Origin of the sequence: Rhodococcus sp. P1Y, from assembly GCF_003641205.1 — a bacterium.
Taxonomy (GTDB): domain Bacteria; phylum Actinomycetota; class Actinomycetes; order Mycobacteriales; family Mycobacteriaceae; genus Rhodococcoides.
In genome coordinates, this window is record NZ_CP032762.1 from 5,774,465 (window position 1) to 5,789,182 (window position 14,718).

13 protein-coding genes are annotated in these 14,718 nt (G+C 62.7%); 7 read left to right on the forward strand and 6 right to left on the reverse strand.

What is annotated here, in order from left to right:
* The first annotated feature begins 42 nt into the window (after positions 1 to 42).
* Genes D8W71_RS26815 through D8W71_RS26830 form a run of 4 tightly spaced genes read left to right on the forward strand, consistent with a single transcriptional unit; the run spans position 43 to position 4,083 of the window.
* On the forward strand, positions 43 to 993 hold the full coding sequence (locus tag D8W71_RS26815) for a Zn-ribbon domain-containing OB-fold protein (protein WP_121118183.1): 951 nt from the start codon (positions 43 to 45) through the stop codon (positions 991 to 993).
* A gap of 10 nt (positions 994 to 1,003) precedes the next feature.
* The gene (locus D8W71_RS26820; RefSeq protein ID WP_121118185.1) at positions 1,004 to 2,053 is read left to right on the forward strand and encodes a thiolase domain-containing protein; all 1,050 of its coding nucleotides are present in this window, start codon (positions 1,004 to 1,006) and stop codon (positions 2,051 to 2,053) included.
* Positions 2,054 to 3,223 (forward strand): thiolase domain-containing protein, encoded by a 1,170-nt coding sequence (locus tag D8W71_RS26825; RefSeq protein WP_121118187.1) that lies wholly within the window; start codon positions 2,054 to 2,056, stop codon positions 3,221 to 3,223.
* Positions 3,220 to 4,083, forward strand: a complete 864-nt coding sequence (locus D8W71_RS26830; protein WP_121118189.1) for a TIGR03619 family F420-dependent LLM class oxidoreductase — start codon at positions 3,220 to 3,222, stop codon at positions 4,081 to 4,083. The genes D8W71_RS26825 and D8W71_RS26830 overlap by 4 nt, the downstream gene beginning before the upstream one ends.
* 55 nt (positions 4,084 to 4,138) lie before the next feature.
* Here D8W71_RS26830 and D8W71_RS26835 read toward each other — a convergent pair whose 3' ends face one another.
* Complete coding sequence (locus tag D8W71_RS26835; protein ID WP_121118191.1) at positions 4,139 to 5,416, reverse strand: cytochrome P450; 1,278 nt, start codon at positions 5,414 to 5,416, stop codon at positions 4,139 to 4,141.
* A 138-nt stretch (positions 5,417 to 5,554) separates the two neighbouring features.
* Between D8W71_RS26835 and D8W71_RS26840 the strand changes: the two genes are divergently transcribed.
* Together D8W71_RS26840 and mraY are read left to right on the forward strand one after the other, a co-directional pair.
* Positions 5,555 to 6,685 (forward strand): steroid 3-ketoacyl-CoA thiolase, encoded by a 1,131-nt coding sequence (locus D8W71_RS26840; protein WP_121118193.1) that lies wholly within the window; start codon positions 5,555 to 5,557, stop codon positions 6,683 to 6,685.
* Between the two features lie 247 nt (positions 6,686 to 6,932).
* Entirely contained in the window at positions 6,933 to 8,009 is a 1,077-nt protein-coding gene (mraY, locus tag D8W71_RS26850; RefSeq protein WP_121118195.1) for a phospho-N-acetylmuramoyl-pentapeptide-transferase, read from the forward strand.
* 7 nt (positions 8,010 to 8,016) lie between these two features.
* Here mraY and D8W71_RS26855 read toward each other — a convergent pair whose 3' ends face one another.
* Positions 8,017 to 8,292, reverse strand: coding sequence for a DUF2277 domain-containing protein (locus tag D8W71_RS26855; RefSeq protein WP_121118197.1), 276 nt, complete (start codon positions 8,290 to 8,292; stop codon positions 8,017 to 8,019).
* 18 nt (positions 8,293 to 8,310) lie between these two features.
* Entirely contained in the window at positions 8,311 to 8,889 is a 579-nt protein-coding gene (locus tag D8W71_RS26860; protein WP_121118199.1) for a TetR/AcrR family transcriptional regulator, read from the reverse strand.
* Between the two features lie 88 nt (positions 8,890 to 8,977).
* Between D8W71_RS26860 and D8W71_RS26865 the strand changes: the two genes are divergently transcribed.
* Positions 8,978 to 10,366 (forward strand): cytochrome P450, encoded by a 1,389-nt coding sequence (locus tag D8W71_RS26865; protein ID WP_121118201.1) that lies wholly within the window; start codon positions 8,978 to 8,980, stop codon positions 10,364 to 10,366.
* Here D8W71_RS26865 and dinB read toward each other — a convergent pair.
* From dinB to D8W71_RS26880, 3 genes are all read right to left on the reverse strand, one after another.
* Complete coding sequence (gene dinB / locus D8W71_RS26870; protein ID WP_201265469.1) at positions 10,349 to 11,533, reverse strand: DNA polymerase IV; 1,185 nt, start codon at positions 11,531 to 11,533, stop codon at positions 10,349 to 10,351. The two genes, D8W71_RS26865 and dinB, sit on opposite strands and share 18 nt — an antisense overlap.
* A gap of 38 nt (positions 11,534 to 11,571) precedes the next feature.
* Entirely contained in the window at positions 11,572 to 13,437 is a 1,866-nt protein-coding gene (locus D8W71_RS26875; protein ID WP_121118205.1) for a Na+/H+ antiporter, read from the reverse strand.
* Between the two features lie 73 nt (positions 13,438 to 13,510).
* On the reverse strand, positions 13,511 to 14,701 hold the full coding sequence (locus D8W71_RS26880) for a cytochrome P450 (protein WP_442972068.1): 1,191 nt from the start codon (positions 14,699 to 14,701) through the stop codon (positions 13,511 to 13,513).
* Positions 14,702 to 14,718 lie beyond the last annotated feature (17 nt).

The window sequence follows — 14,718 nt, forward strand, 5'->3', positions numbered from 1 at the left end:
CTTGCCACCATAATAAGAACCTGTTCTACTCAGAGTGTGACTATGGTGAACACACCACTCAGCGCACCTCTGAACAACGCCTTCGATTACACCCGCTCGGTCGGGCCGACAATCGGAGCGTTCTTGACGGGCCTGCGCCGCAAGCAGATCATCGGCGGACGAGGGAGCGACGGGAAGGTGTACGTGCCACCTCCCGAATACGACAGCGCCACAAAGGAACCCATAACCGACTTCGTCGACGTCGGGTCCTCGGGAACCGTAGTCTCGTGGTCCTGGGTGACGACGCCGTACGACGGGCATCCTCTCGAGCACCCGTTCGCCTTCGCACTGATCCGTCTCGACGGTGCCGATACCGCCCTGCTTCACGCCGTGGACGCAGGTTCGGCGGAGCAGATGTCGACCGGGATGCGCGTTCACGCCCGGTGGGCGGAGAGCCGGGTCGGCGACATTCACGACATCGCGCACTTTCTGCCGGGAGACGGCGACGAACCAGCAGAAGAGCCGTCCGGCGATCCGGTAGCCATGATCACGTCACCGCTACGGCTGGAGTACAAGCACTCCGCCTCCGCCGAAGAGAGCTACTACCTCCGGGGACTTGCAGAAGGACGGATTCTCGGCGGACGTACCGATTCCGAGGGCAAGGTGTACGTGCCACCTCGCGGTGCCAGCCCGACCGACGGACGCCCGACGGCCGAGCAGGTCGAACTTCCCGATACGGGAATCGTCACCACGTACTGCATCGTCAACGTCCCTTTCCTCGGCCAGCGCATCAAACCGCCCTACATCGCCGCCTACGTACTGCTCGACGGCGCCGACATCGCGTTCCTGCATCTGATCCTCGAATGCGAACCTGCCGAGGTTCGCATGGGCATGCGGGTGGCGGCGAAATGGAAACCTCGCGAAGAGTGGGGTTACACGCTCGAGAACATCGAATACTTCCGTCCGACGGGTGAGCCCGACGCGGAGTACGACACCTACAAGCACCACCTGTGAAGGGCGAGCAATGACCGACATCGCAGTAGTGGGCTTCGCCCAGGCGCCCAACGTAGCGGAAACCGCAGGCACCACGAACGGTGTGGAAATGTTGGTGCCGTGCTTTCGTCAGCTGTACGACGAACTCGGAATCACCAAGTCCGACATCGGTTTCTGGTGTTCGGGATCATCGGACTACTTGGCCGGGCGCGCGTTCTCGTTCATCTCCGCGATCGATGCGATCGGCGCGGTGCCCCCGATCAACGAGTCGCATGTCGAGATGGATGCTGCGTGGGCGTTCTACGAGGCGTGGATCAAGTTGATGACCGGCGAGGTCGAGACCGCATTGGTGTACGGGTTCGGCAAGTCCTCCGCGGGTTTGCTTGCCAAGATTCTTGCACTGCAGCTCGATCCGTATCTCGTCACGCCGCTGTGGCCGGACTCGTTCTCGCTCGCCGGGATTCAGGCTCGTGCCGGGATCGACGCCCGCAAGTGGGACGAGCGAGCGATGGCGGAAGTAGCCGTCCGCAATCGCGCCAACGCACATCCGTTGGCGCAGTTGACTGGAATTCTGGATGTAGCGGAGTTGCTCGCAACCGACTACATCGCCGATCCGCTTCGCGCGCACGATTGCGCACCGGTGACCGACGGGGCGTCGGCGATCGTCCTCGCGTCCGGTGACCGCGCTCGCTCACTGCGAGACAATCCCGCATGGATCACTGGAATCGAGCATCTCGTCGACTCGCCCAACTTCGGCGCACGGGATCTGACGACGGCACCGTCCGCATACAACGCGGCGCTGAAGGCGTCGGGCGGGGATCTTGCCAGTATCACCGCGGCAGAACTCCACGCACCGTTCACGCATCAGGAATTGATTCTCTCCGAGTGGCTCCCCGGCGACGCCACGATCAATCCGTCCGGGGGCACCCTCGTCGGGAATGCAATGTTCTCCGCGGGGCTCGAGCGAATCGGCCACGCCGCAACGCGGATTTTCGACGGCAAGGACAGCCGAGTGCTGGCGCACGCAACGAGCGGCCCACTGCTGCAACAGAATCTGGTCACCGTTCTGGAGGGGAAATAAGTGAGCAAGCAACCTGCCGCGGTCATCGGCACCGGCCAGACTCACTACGTCGCCAAGCGTCACGACGTATCGATGTCCGGTCTCCTGCGCGAGGCCATAGATCGAGCGATGCTCGACGCCGAGGTGTCGTGGGACGACATCGACGCCGTCGTCGTCGGCAAAGCCCCGGACCTGTTCGAGGGTGTCATGATGCCCGAGTTGTTCATGGCCGACGCCATCGGAGCCACCGGCAAACCGCTGCTTCGCGTGCATACCGCAGGCTCCGTGGGAGGTTCGACCGCGGTGGTGGCGTCCTCGCTCGTGCAGTCCGGGGTCCACCGGCGGGTTCTCGCAGTCGCGTGGGAAAAGCAGTCGGAAAGCAACGCCATGTGGGCGTTGTCGATTCCGGTGCCGTTCAACATGCCCGTCGGGGCCGGCGCGGGTGGCTACTTTGCCCCGCACGTGCGTTCCTACATCCGGCGGTCGCATGCACCCGAGCACATCGGCGCAATGGTGGCGGTCAAGGACCGACTGAACGGGAGCAAGAACCCGTATGCACATCTGAGGCAGCCCGACATCACCCTGGAATCCGTTCAGGCATCTCAGATGCTGTGGGATCCAATTCGATACGACGAGACCTGCCCGTCCTCCGACGGAGCGTGCGCAATCGTCATCGGCGATGAGGAGACTGCTCGCAGCCGCGAAGCCGACGGCAAGAAGGTCGCCTGGATACACGGAACGGCCATGCGTACGGAGCCGACGACTTTCTCCGGCCGCGACCAGGTGAACCCACAGGCGGGCCGTGACGCCGCAGCCGCATTGTGGAAGGCCGCAGGCATCACCGACCCCCTGACTGAGATCGACGTCGCCGAAATCTATGTGCCGTTCTCGTGGTTCGAACCGATGTGGCTCGAGAATCTGGGATTCGTCGGCGAGGGTGAAGGTTGGAAGCTGACCGAGGCCGGCGACACCGCGATCGGTGGGCAGTTGCCCGTCAATTGTTCCGGCGGGGTGCTGTCGTCCAATCCGATCGGCGCGTCGGGGATGATCCGTTTCGCCGAGGCTGCAATCCAAGTAATGCACCGCGCAGGTGATCACCAGGTAGAGAATGCGAAGAAGGCACTCGGCCATGCATACGGCGGAGGGTCACAGTATTTTTCGATGTGGGTCGTAGGGAGCGAACAGCCGTGAAATACACCGTCGGGATCGCAATGACGCCGTTGCACGAATTGACAGCGCTGGCACGAACAGCCGAGGAGTGCGGCTTCACCTCCATTGCGCTACCGGACTCGTTGTTCTACATGGAAACTCAATCCGCCGACTATCCGTACACGCCGGACGGCTCGCGGATGTGGACCGAGAACACGCCCTGGGTCGACCCACTGATCGCGGCGGCGGCAATGGGCGCGGTGACTTCGAAGATCGAGTTCTACACGCAGGTGCTCAAACTGGGCTCTCGCAACCCGCTGCTGCTTGCGCGCCAGGTCGGATCGGTTGCGGCACTGACCGGTAACAGGTTCGGCTTCGGCGTTGGAATCGGCTGGGCACCTGAGGAGTTCGAGTGGTGCGGCGTTCCGTACGCCAAGCGCGGCAAGCGCGTCGACGAAATGATCGACGTCATCAAACTGATCCTCGGCGGCGGCATGGTGGAGCATCACGGTGAGTTCTACGACTTCGACAAGTTGCAGATGAGCCCCGCTCCGACCAAACCTGTTCCGTTCTACGTGGGCGGGCATACGGACGTGGCCCTGAGGAGGGCTGCGAAGGTCGGCGACGGCTGGACCTCGGCAATGATCAAGTTCGATGATCTGGTGTCCGTCATCGCGCGCCTGAAGGAACTGCGAACCGAGTACGGCAAGGCCGACGAGCCGTTCGAGATTCAGACGGTCTGCATCGACCGCTTCGGCAAGGACGGATACGCCGAACTCGAGGATGCAGGTGTCACCGACATCATCACCGTGCCCTGGATCTTCGACGGCATCGGATTCGACGGTCCACTGGAGGCAAAGCAGGAATCGATGAGAAAGTTCGCCGAGAAATTCATCGCCTGATAGCCCAGTGGCACGGTTAAGCGCCCGCAGGGGGCCTTAACCGTGCCACTGGGGACTAGTGCTTCACCGGACATCCACCGGTGTAATCGACCTGAAACTCCTTGACCCCGTTGAGCCACCCGGACCTCAGGCGACGTGGATCGCCGAGCTTCGAAATGTCCGGGATGTGGTCTGCGATGGCATTGAACATCAAGTTGATCTCCATGCGCGCGAGATTTGCACCGATGCAATAGTGCGCCCCATGTCCGCCGAATCCGACGTGCGGGTTGGGGTTGCGCAGAATGTCGAACTTCTCGGGCTCGTCGAAGACCTCGTCGTCGAAGTTCGCGGAACTGTAGAACATCGCGACCCGCTGGCCCGCCTGGATCGTCACCCCTCCCAGTTCGACATCTTCCTTCGCAGTGCGCTGAAAGGCGACGATCGGTGTTGCGTAACGGACGATTTCGTCGGCAGCGGTCTCGGGCCGTTCCTTCTTGTACAACTCCCACTGATCGGGGTTGTCCATGAACGCAGCCATGCCGTGTGTGATGGCGTTGCGAGTCGTCTCGTTACCTGCCACAGCCAAGATGATGACGAAGAACCCGAACTCCTCCGGCGCCATGTGGTCGCCGTCGATGTCGGCATTGATCAGTGTGGTGATGATGTCGTCCCGCGGGTTCGCCCGCCGCTCGTCGGCCATCTGGTAGGCGTACCCGAGGATCTGGGTCGAAGCCTCGACCGGATCGATGTCGAACTCCGGGTCGTCGTACGACGTCATCTCGTTGGACCAGTCGAAGATCTTCTTGCGATCCTCCTGGGGAATGCCGATGAGGTCGGCGATCGCCTGCAGCGGCAGTTCGGATGCGATCTCGGTGACGAAGTCCCCTGTCGGATTCTCGGCAGCCTTCTTCACGATGGCATTGGCGCGGCGCTCCAGTTCGTCGCGCAATCCGTTGATGGATTTCGGGGTGAATCCCTTGGAGACGAGCTTGCGCGTCTTCGTGTGCTGCGGCGCATCCTGATTGAGCATCACGAATCGCTGGAGCTCGATCTGTTCGCGTGTGATGTCGTCGTTGAAGCGCGGGAGGGCTGTGTTCTCGAAACTCGAGAACACGTCACTGCGCTTCGAAATCTCCTTCACATCGGCATGCCTGGTGACGACCCAGTAGCCGTCGTCGGCGAAACCGCCTTTGGTCGGGGGCTGGGGGCACCACCATATCGGCGCTGTCCTGCGAAGCTCGGCGAACTCCTCGACCGGAATTCGTCGTTCGTAGATGTCGGGGTCCGTCGGGTCGAAGCCGTCCGGAAGGTCTGGGACTTCTGGTCGCGCGAGGTCCGAATGCACGTCTGTCATAGCTCTCCTGGCGGTTACCACGGTTCTGGAACACGTTCTAGATTGATTGAATCACAGCCCCACCCCACAGGGAAGAAGATCGGTTGCGGGAAATATGGAACATGTTCTACTTTCAGGAGATAGAGAAAGGAGCCCACCGTGGGCAATCCCGTCATCGTCGAGGCTGCGCGTACCCCGATCGGCAAACGAGGTGGCTGGCTGTCCGGGCTTCATGCCGCGGAACTTCTCGGCCTGGCTCAACGGGGAGCCATCGAGCGACTCGGCATCGCACCCGAGGAGATCGAGCAGATCATCGGAGGGTGCGTCACCCAGGCCGGGGAACAGTCGAACAACATCACCAGAACTGCGTGGCTGCATGCCGGCCTGCCCTGGCAGAGCGGATGCATGACCGTCGACGCCCAGTGCGGCTCCGCTCAACAGGCGACCCACCTGGTGGCAGGTCTCATTGCAGCCGGAGCAATCGATGCCGGAATGGCATGCGGAGTCGAAGCGATGAGTCGAGTCCCGCTGGGCGCCAACGTCGGCGAGGGTGCCGGCCCTCGCCGTCCCGAGTCGTGGAACATCGACCTTCCCAACCAGTTCGAGGCAGCCGAACGCATTGCACGACGTCGAGGCTTCTCCCGCGAGGATCTCGAATCTCTCGGTGTACGTTCGCAGGCGTTCGCCAAACGCGCGTGGGACGAAGGTAGATTCGAGCGCGAAGTACTCGAAGTGCGCGTCGGCGACGAACTCGTCACGAGAGACCAGGGACTGCGCGACACCACGGCCGAGTCGCTGGCAAAGCTGAAACCTGTCATGGACGGCGGACTCCACACCGCGGGGACGTCGTCACAGATCTCCGACGGCGCTGCTGCGGTCATCCTGATGGACGAGGACCGTGCCCGCGCTCTCGGATACGTACCCCGCGCAAGGATCGTCGCTCAATGCCTGGTCGGCGCCGAGACCGAGTTCCATCTCGACGGACCCGTTCAGGCAACCACACGGGTGCTCGAGCAAAGTGGGATGAAGATCGGCGATCTGGATCTGTTCGAGGTGAACGAAGCATTCGCATCGGTACCGCTGTCCTGGGCGTCGGTGCACGGTCCCGACCTCGACAAGGTCAACGTCAACGGCGGGGCTCTGGCGATCGGTCATCCCGTCGGCAGCACCGGGGCTCGTCTGATCACGACGGCGTTGCACGAACTCGAGCGTTGCGACGGCTCGACCGCATTGATCACCATGTGCGCGGGCGGCGCGTTGTCGACGGGCACCATCATCGAACGGATCTAGTCTTCGCCTGCCGGCTCGAGCGTTCGACCTGTCCGAGGAATCACAGAACCTGCTCTGTGTCGATGGCCGAGAAGTTGCGAACCAGCGAAGGTCTTCCCGAAGTTCCCCCCGACAGCACCCGGTGAAGCAGCGATAACGGATCGGTCTCCTCCCACGTGGCCAGCCGTCGAAATCAGCTGGGCTTTGGCACACTGCTGCGGGGGGACTGTGCCACACCGGGGAGGGAACACCAGATGGAAATTCCGCAGTGATCTTGATTCTGTTCGCGGGCGGTATCGCGCTTGCTGTGTCCATCCTGCTGACGCCGGTTCTCATCAGGGTGTTTTCACAGCACGGGTTCGGGCAGGAAATCCGGGTCGAAGGCCCGGCGAGTCACCAGTCCAAACGTGGGACCCCCACAATGGGTGGCATCGCGATAGTGGTAGCGCTGTGGGCAGGCTACGGCGGGGCTCACCTGCTCGGAATTCGATACGATGCCGACGGGCCATCGGCGTCGGCGCTTCTCGTGCTCGGCCTGACGACCGTTCTCGGCCTCGTCGGATTCGCCGACGACTACATCAAATTGAGAAACAGGCGCAACCTCGGGCTCACCGCCAAAGCGAAGTACGTCGGACAGATCTCTGCTGCAATCGTTTTCGCGATCCTGGTCCTGCAGTTCCCCGATCGCCACGGCCTCACACCGGGTAGCCGGCACCTCTCGTACGTCCGTGATATCGCGTTGTTCTACATGCCGACACTGGCCTTCGTGGGTTTTTGCTGCGTCCTGATCATCGCCTGGTCGAACGCGGTCAATCTCACCGACGGTCTCGACGGCCTTGCCGCAGGCTCCATGTCCCTGGCGCTCGGCGCGTACAGCGTCATCACATTCTGGCAGTATCGGCAATCCTGTTCGGCCGATCCACGACTGGGATGCTACGACGTTCGCGATCCGCTCGACCTCGCAGTGGTCTGTGCCGCCGCGGCGGGCGCGTCGATCGGATTTCTCTGGTGGAACGCAGCGCCCGCGAAGATATTCATGGGCGACACCGGCTCACTCGCACTCGGTGGTCTGCTCGCCGGCCTGTCTCTGGTGACCAAGACGGAACTGCTCGCAGTCGTCATCGGCGCACTGTTCGTCGCCGAGATATCATCGGTCGTCATTCAAGTTGCGGTGTTCAGGACCAACGGAATTCGAGTGTTCCGAATGGCGCCGATCCACCACCATTTCGAGCTGGCAAGTTGGCCGGAGACGACGGTGATTATCCGGCTGTGGCTGCTCGCCGCCGTCGCATCGGCGCTCGGCATGGCGCTGTTCTACAGCGAATACCTGTCAGCGGTCGGGTGACCGACGGTCAGGTCGCGGCCTTCGCTGCAATTCGAGCCTGAACCTCGGGCCTACGCAGCGGCGGAACCGTAGGCGGTGGCTGGCGACGATCGGGCAGGGCATCGAGCAGGCGGTGGGTCGTCGCGGTGACCTCGGCTACGGCTGCCTCGAAAGCCTCGCGGGTGGCGTCGGACGTCTTTTGAACGCCGCTGATCTTACGGACGTATTGACGAGCCGCGGCCTCGATCTCTTCGCCCGTAGCGTGGGGCTCCAGACCGCGCAAGGTGGTGATATTTCGGCACATACCCGTCACGATAGTCCCTCATGACGTGCGAAGCAGGCCCTCCAGAGCACGAAGGCACAGGTCTCTGACGTCGTCTTCACTGATCGTTTTTCGATCGAGCCAGTCCACGCACACGGTTCGCACGAACGACACCCATCCCCGCAGAGCCGTCCTGGTGACGTCGTCGTCGCGCATCTCTTCCGGAAGAGCAGCAAGAATTCTCTGCTGCTGAATTTCGAGTTCCGCCGTCAGAATTGCCTGAATCTCCGTGTCGCCGAGCATCGCGCCGCGATTGATGGCACGAACACCGTGTTCGTGCTCGACCGCATACCGGATGTAGGCGTCGAGTCCTGCGGCGACCTGTTCGCCGACCGGTAGCGACGTGTCCGGCGCCGTGATCTCCAGGATGCGAGCCGACTCCGCCTTCATGATCTCGGAGAAGAAATCTCGCTTCGACGAGAAGTAGTGGTACATCAGACCGCGGGATACCCCTGCGAGATCGGCGACCTCTTCGATCCACACCTCTTCGTAGGGGCGATCGGCGAACAGCTTCGAACCGATGTCGAGCAGCTGGGCCCTCCTGGCGTCGGGAGAGAGTCGTTTCCGAGGGCTTGTCATCGCTGGTCGATCGTACTACTTGACACGGGTTCAGCAGCGAGTACGTTTTCTATTGTATCCGAGTTCAGTAACGAGCGAAGGGCTCCCCATGGTCGCCGACGTCGCAGCACGAACAGCCGAGCTCCCACATCCGCCCAAGAGAGTCCCAGTTCTGGGCGATGTCGTCGGAGTACACGCGTCGACGCCGGTGCAGGACTCCATCGCGTTGGCGAAGACGCTGGGTCCGATCTTCGAACGCGTGGTCCTCGGCCGCCGGTACGTGCTGGTCTCGGGAGCCGACATGGCGGGCGAACTGTGCGACGAAGAACGCTTCGGAAAGTACGTCTCCCCCGCCATCGAAGGGCTCCGGTCGATCGGCGGCGACGGACTCTTCACCGCCTACTCCCACGAACCCAATTGGCAGAAGGCCCACGACCTCCTACGGCCCGCCTTCACACAAAGTGCAATGCGCGGCTACCACGCGATCATGCTCGACGTGGCCACCGACCTCGTAGCGCACTGGAGTTCACGAACAACCGTCGACGTGTCCTCCGACATGACGAAACTGACGCTCGACACCATCGGACGAACCGGATTCAGCTACGGGTTCGATTCTTTCCAGCGCGAACGACCACACCCGTTCGTCGACGCCATGGTCGGCGTTCTGTCCCACAATCAGCGTCGCGAACTGGTGCCGATCCCGTGGCTCGCCGACATCATGTTCCGACGAGCCGACCGCAGGAACGAAAACAATCAGCGTTACCTCGCCGAGGTACTCGACGACATCGTTCGCACCAGGCGCGACTCCGGGACGTCCGGCGCGGGCGACCTACTCGACATCATGCTCGACGCCGCCAGGGACTCGAACAATCCGAATGCGTTGAGCGAGATCAATATTCGGCAGCAGATCCTGACGTTTCTGATTGCGGGTCACGAGACCACCTCCGGCGCACTGTCGTTCGCGCTGTTCTACCTGGCGCAGAATCCCCAGATTGCGGATGCAGCTCGCGCCGAGGTCGACGAGGTATGGGGAACCGACGTGCCCGCGTTCGAGCAGGTCCCCAAACTTCGACTGGTCAGGCGCATCCTCGACGAAGCGCTTCGCCTGTGGCCGACCGCACCGGCTTTTGCGCGCCAAGCACGTGAGGACACCGTCATCGGCGGGGTGCACACCATGAAGCAGGGCGACTGGGCGTTCGTATTGATTCCCGGATTGCACCGAGACCCAGTGTGGGGCTCCGACACCGACGCCTTCGATCCCGACCGCTTCCTCTCCGCCAACATTCGCTCGCGCCCCGGACATGTCTACAAGCCGTGGGGCACCGGCGAACGCGCGTGCATCGGACGGCAGTTCGCTATTCACGAGGCAGTCCTCGTGCTCGGAATGATTCTGCACAGGTTCGAGTTTCACCCCGATCCGTCGTACCGGCTGAAGATCGAAGAACGACTGACGCTGATGCCGAAGGACTTCCGGTTGACCTTATCGGTCAGGAAGTAGCGGGACGGAGAGTCCCGTATCGCGACCCAGTAGCACGCCCCTCGTCAGGGACTTCTTACCGAACTTGTTGTGAACGTCGTCGAGGGCCAGATCCAGGGCAGACGCGCTCGGGGCATCCTGCGGCCCGTCGAACTGAAGCTCCAACTGCTCGGCACCCGAGCGCTCGATGTTGGCCACCGTCACGCCGACCAGCGTGATGCCCTGATCGGCGATCAACGGCGCGGCCTCGCGCAACAGCGCCAACGCCGCGTCCAGGATGTCCTGGGTATCGGCGGTGGCGCGGCGCAGGGTGTGCGAGCGGGTGATTGCGGTGAAGTCGGCGAAACGCAGCCTGAGAACTACGGTCCTGCCCGTCCGCTCGGCGGCGCGCATCCGCTGGGTCACCCTGTCCACCAGTGCGATGAGCGACGCTTCGACCTCGGTGGGCGACGTCGGCCCCCGACCGAGCGCATGCTGAGCTCCGATGGAACTGCGTCCGCGGTAGGTCTGGACCCGCCGTGGATCACGATTGTTGGCGAGCGAGTACAGATGGTGCCCGGCACCTTTGCCGAGGATCGAAACGATGGACGCCTCGGACTGCGCGGCGATATCGCCGACCGTCACGATGTCGAAGGCATGCAGTTTCTCAGCCGTGACCTTGCCGACACCCCACAATCTCTCGATGTTCAGCGGGTGCAGGAATTCGAGTTCACGACCGGGCTCGACCAGAAGGAGACCATCCGGCTTGCCGACCGCGCTGGCCACTTTTGCCAGAAACTTCGTACTCGCAATGCCGACGGTGATGGGCAGACCGACCTTGTCCTTGACCTCGCGGCGTAAACGTTCGGCAACCTGGACCGGCGTCCCGCGGATCTTGCTCATGCCGGTGACGTCGAGAAACGCTTCGTCGACGGAAATTCCTTCGACGAGCGGGGTCGTGTCGTGAAAGATCTCGAACACAGCCTTGCTGGCCTCGATGTATGCGTCCATCCGCGGCGGAACGACGATGGCGTGCCGACACAACGCCCGAGCTTGCGACCCGCTCATCGGCGTGCGAACACCGAACGCCTTGGCCTCGTAACTGGCTGCGAGCACCACGCCGCCACCGACGAGGACAGGTTTGCCCCGCAGTCTTGGGTCGTCCCGTTGCTCGACCGACGCATAGAACGAGTCGAGATCGGCGTGCATGATCACGAACACATGTTCGCACGAGGGTCCGACACGTTTCAGGCAGTGAGGTGGTGGATGTAGCACCACCGCCAGTTCTCTCCCGGCTCGGCGGACTCCATGACCGGGTGTGCGGTCTCGTGGAAGTGAACAGTCGCGTGCTGCTTGGGCGACGAGTCGCAACAGGCAACATGACCGCACTGCAGACACTGCCGCAGGGCAACCCATTCCGTCCCGTCCCTGATGCATTCGCGGCAGGTGCCGTCGGACACGATCTCGGCAGCAGGAAAGTGATCGAGTTCCTCGCAACCCAGCCCCTGATGCGAGCGGAGTTCGTTCGACGTCCGGATGTCCCGGCGTGCCTCGCTCGCGACGTCGATCATCGATTCCTCGACGTCGAGCATCGCCAAGACCTCACCCACGACCTCCGAGGGCACTGTGCCCGAACTCCGGATCTCGAGAATGCGGGCTCGTTCGGCGTTGATCATCGTCAGGCGCACACGCGCGTACAGCTCGCTCGGAGTTTCCTGATCCGCGGTGGTACCCAAGCGTTCCCATGCGGAGAAGTTCCGCTGGTCGACCCGTTGACGGACCAGCATATCGACTCCATGAGGATCCTCGTAGTCGAGTTCGTCGAGCGCCTTGTAACCGGCTTTCGACGCCTGCTGGAGCAGAGTGGCCCGTGCCAGCGCGTCGTCCATCGGGTCCGGAGACGGCACTTTGAGTCGCTTCGCCACGAGCGGGAGGGTCAGCCCCTGGACGAAGAGGGTGCCGGCGACGACGGTGAACGCGATCAGCAGCAGAATCTCTCGGTACTCGGTACCGATCGGAATGATGAATGCGGCAGCGAGGGTCACGACTCCGCGCATCCCCGCCCACCCGATGAGAAAGGTGTACCGCCACGACGGGACGACACCCGTCGACGCGTCGGCAACCGGGCGGATCAGCGCGAAACGAGCGATGAACACCCACACCATCCGAATGCCGATGACTCCGAGGAGCGTGGCGACGCAGACACCGATGATCGTCGTGGCCGACAACGAGCTGGTGCCTACGTCGCGTAGAAGCCAGGACGCCTGCAACCCGATCAGGAGGAAGACGGCATTCTCGAGGATGTACGCGATGGTGCGCCAGTTGATTCGTTCGGCTATCCGCGACTGCGCCGACTGCAGGATCGGTGCCTTGTGCCCGAGAAGCAGACCGGCTATGACCACCGCGAGCACGCCCGACGCGTGTATCTCCTCGGCAACGAGGTACGCGGCGAACGGGACGATGAAGGAGATCGCGGTGTCGAGCACCGGATTGGTGAGTCGCTTGCGGAGCTTGGCGACGACAACGAACGTCACGAGTCCGACGGCGATTCCGCCACCTGCGGCGACGAAAAAATCGAGCCCTACCCGCCACGCCTGAACCGAATGCCCGAGCGCGAAGATCGCGGTACTGAGCGCGACGAGGGCCGTCGCGTCGTTCAGCAGCGACTCGCCCTCCAGGATTGTGACGACACGTCGTGGGAGTCCGATTCGTCGACCGATCGCCGTCGCTGCCACGGCGTCGGGTGGTGCGACGACTGCCCCGATCGCAAGCGCGGCCGGCCAGGAGATACCGGGCAGGATCGAGTGAACGATGGCGCCGATCCCGAACGTCGTCGCGATGACGAGCACGACCGACAGCAGCAGGATCGATCGGCGATTGGCATTGAAATCCACCAGCGAGGAATGAATAGCCGTCGCGTACAACAACGGTGGCAGCAACCCGAGCAGCACCACCTCCGGTTCCAGGTGGACCTCCGGGACCCCGGGGATGTACGACACGGCCGCACCGACGACGATCAAGAGCAGCGGGGGCGGTACATCCAGGCGTTCGGCGAGTGCAGCACCGGCAAGGACGCCGATCGCGAGCACCACCAACAAGACAGCGATCTCCATGCGCTGATTGTGCTCCCGCTGTCACCGGCAGGCAGCGCGTAGGTTCGTTTTCGCTCTGCTCCCAGTGGCTTCCTCAGCCGACGAGCCGGACGGGCATCGATTCGAGTCCGGACACGAAGTTGGCTGCTCTTCTCGGTAGTTGCTCGTCGGTTGCGAGCTCCATGCCCGGTAGGCGGGTCAGCACTCGCTCGAACATCAACCGTCCCTCGATTCGGGCCAACTGGTTGCCGAGGCAGAAATGAGATCCGAATCCGAACGCCAGGTGCGCATTCGGGCTACGGGCAGCATCGAAGACCTCGGGTCGCTCGAAGGCCGTCTCGTCGAAGTTTGCGGATTCGAACAGCAACAGGACTTTCTCGCCCTCGTGCAGCTGCGTGCCGAGGAACGTCGTATCTCGCGTGACGGTTCGGCACATGTTCTTCACCGGCGACGACCATCGCAGCATCTCCTCGACCGCGCGAGGCACCCCGGAGAGATCGGTCGCCAGGCGATCTCGTTGATCGGGGTGACGGAGAAGCTGTTCCATCCCACCGCTGAGGACGTGTCTCGTTGTTTCGTCGCCGCCGATGAGGATGAGGAGTGTCTCGTTGACGATGTCCTGATCAGTGAGGCGATGGCCGTCGACTTCGGCGTGGACCAGCACGCTGATCAGATCGTCGGCCGGGTGTTCACGGCGTTCGGCGATGATCCGAAGAGTGAACTCGGTGAATTCGACGTATGCCGTCATCATCGCCTGAACCTCGACTTCGCTCGCGTGGCTTCCGAGCGCGCGCACCAGATCATCGGACCAGCGCAGGAACGTCTCACGCTCGTGTGGGCGAACGCCGAGCATGTCTCCGATCACTGCCATCGGCAGCGGAGCCGCAAGATCTCGGACGAAATCGCACTCGCCCTTGTCGATCACCGCGTCGATCAGCTCGTCGCACACCTGGCCGATGCGGTCGATCTTCGCCTCGACTTTCCGCCTGGTGAATCCTGCGTTGACGAGCGTGCGCCGACGCACGTGCTGCGGATCGTCCATATCGATCATCTGCGGCAACGGGCCGATTTCCGGTCGGATCCCTCCGGCATTGGAGAACAGTTCAGGGTCACGTTCGGCTGCAAGAACGCCCGAGTACGACGCCACCGCCGCCAATCCGGATCCATCGGGCCGGTAGACGGGTTGGTGCTCGCGCATCCACTGGTATGCGTGCCGAGGGTCCCCGAAAGCGCCTGCATAGAAACGCCCGTCGGTGAGGTCTACTTCCACACGCGTGGTCACCAGAAAACCCTCCCAAAACT

Coding starts and splice junctions, on each gene's coding strand:
- D8W71_RS26815 (WP_121118183.1), top strand. CDS start 43: ATGGTGAACACACCACTCAGCGCACCTCTGAACAACGCCTTCGATTAC.
- D8W71_RS26820 (WP_121118185.1), top strand. CDS start 1,004: ATGACCGACATCGCAGTAGTGGGCTTCGCCCAGGCGCCCAACGTAGCG.
- D8W71_RS26835 (WP_121118191.1), bottom strand. CDS start 5,416: ATGACAGACGTGCATTCGGACCTCGCGCGACCAGAAGTCCCAGACCTT.
- D8W71_RS26855 (WP_121118197.1), bottom strand. CDS start 8,292: ATGTGCCGAAATATCACCACCTTGCGCGGTCTGGAGCCCCACGCTACG.
- D8W71_RS26860 (WP_121118199.1), bottom strand. CDS start 8,889: ATGACAAGCCCTCGGAAACGACTCTCTCCCGACGCCAGGAGGGCCCAG.
- D8W71_RS26865 (WP_121118201.1), top strand. CDS start 8,978: ATGGTCGCCGACGTCGCAGCACGAACAGCCGAGCTCCCACATCCGCCC.
- dinB (WP_201265469.1), bottom strand. CDS start 11,533: ATGCACGCCGATCTCGACTCGTTCTATGCGTCGGTCGAGCAACGGGAC.
- D8W71_RS26875 (WP_121118205.1), bottom strand. CDS start 13,437: ATGGAGATCGCTGTCTTGTTGGTGGTGCTCGCGATCGGCGTCCTTGCC.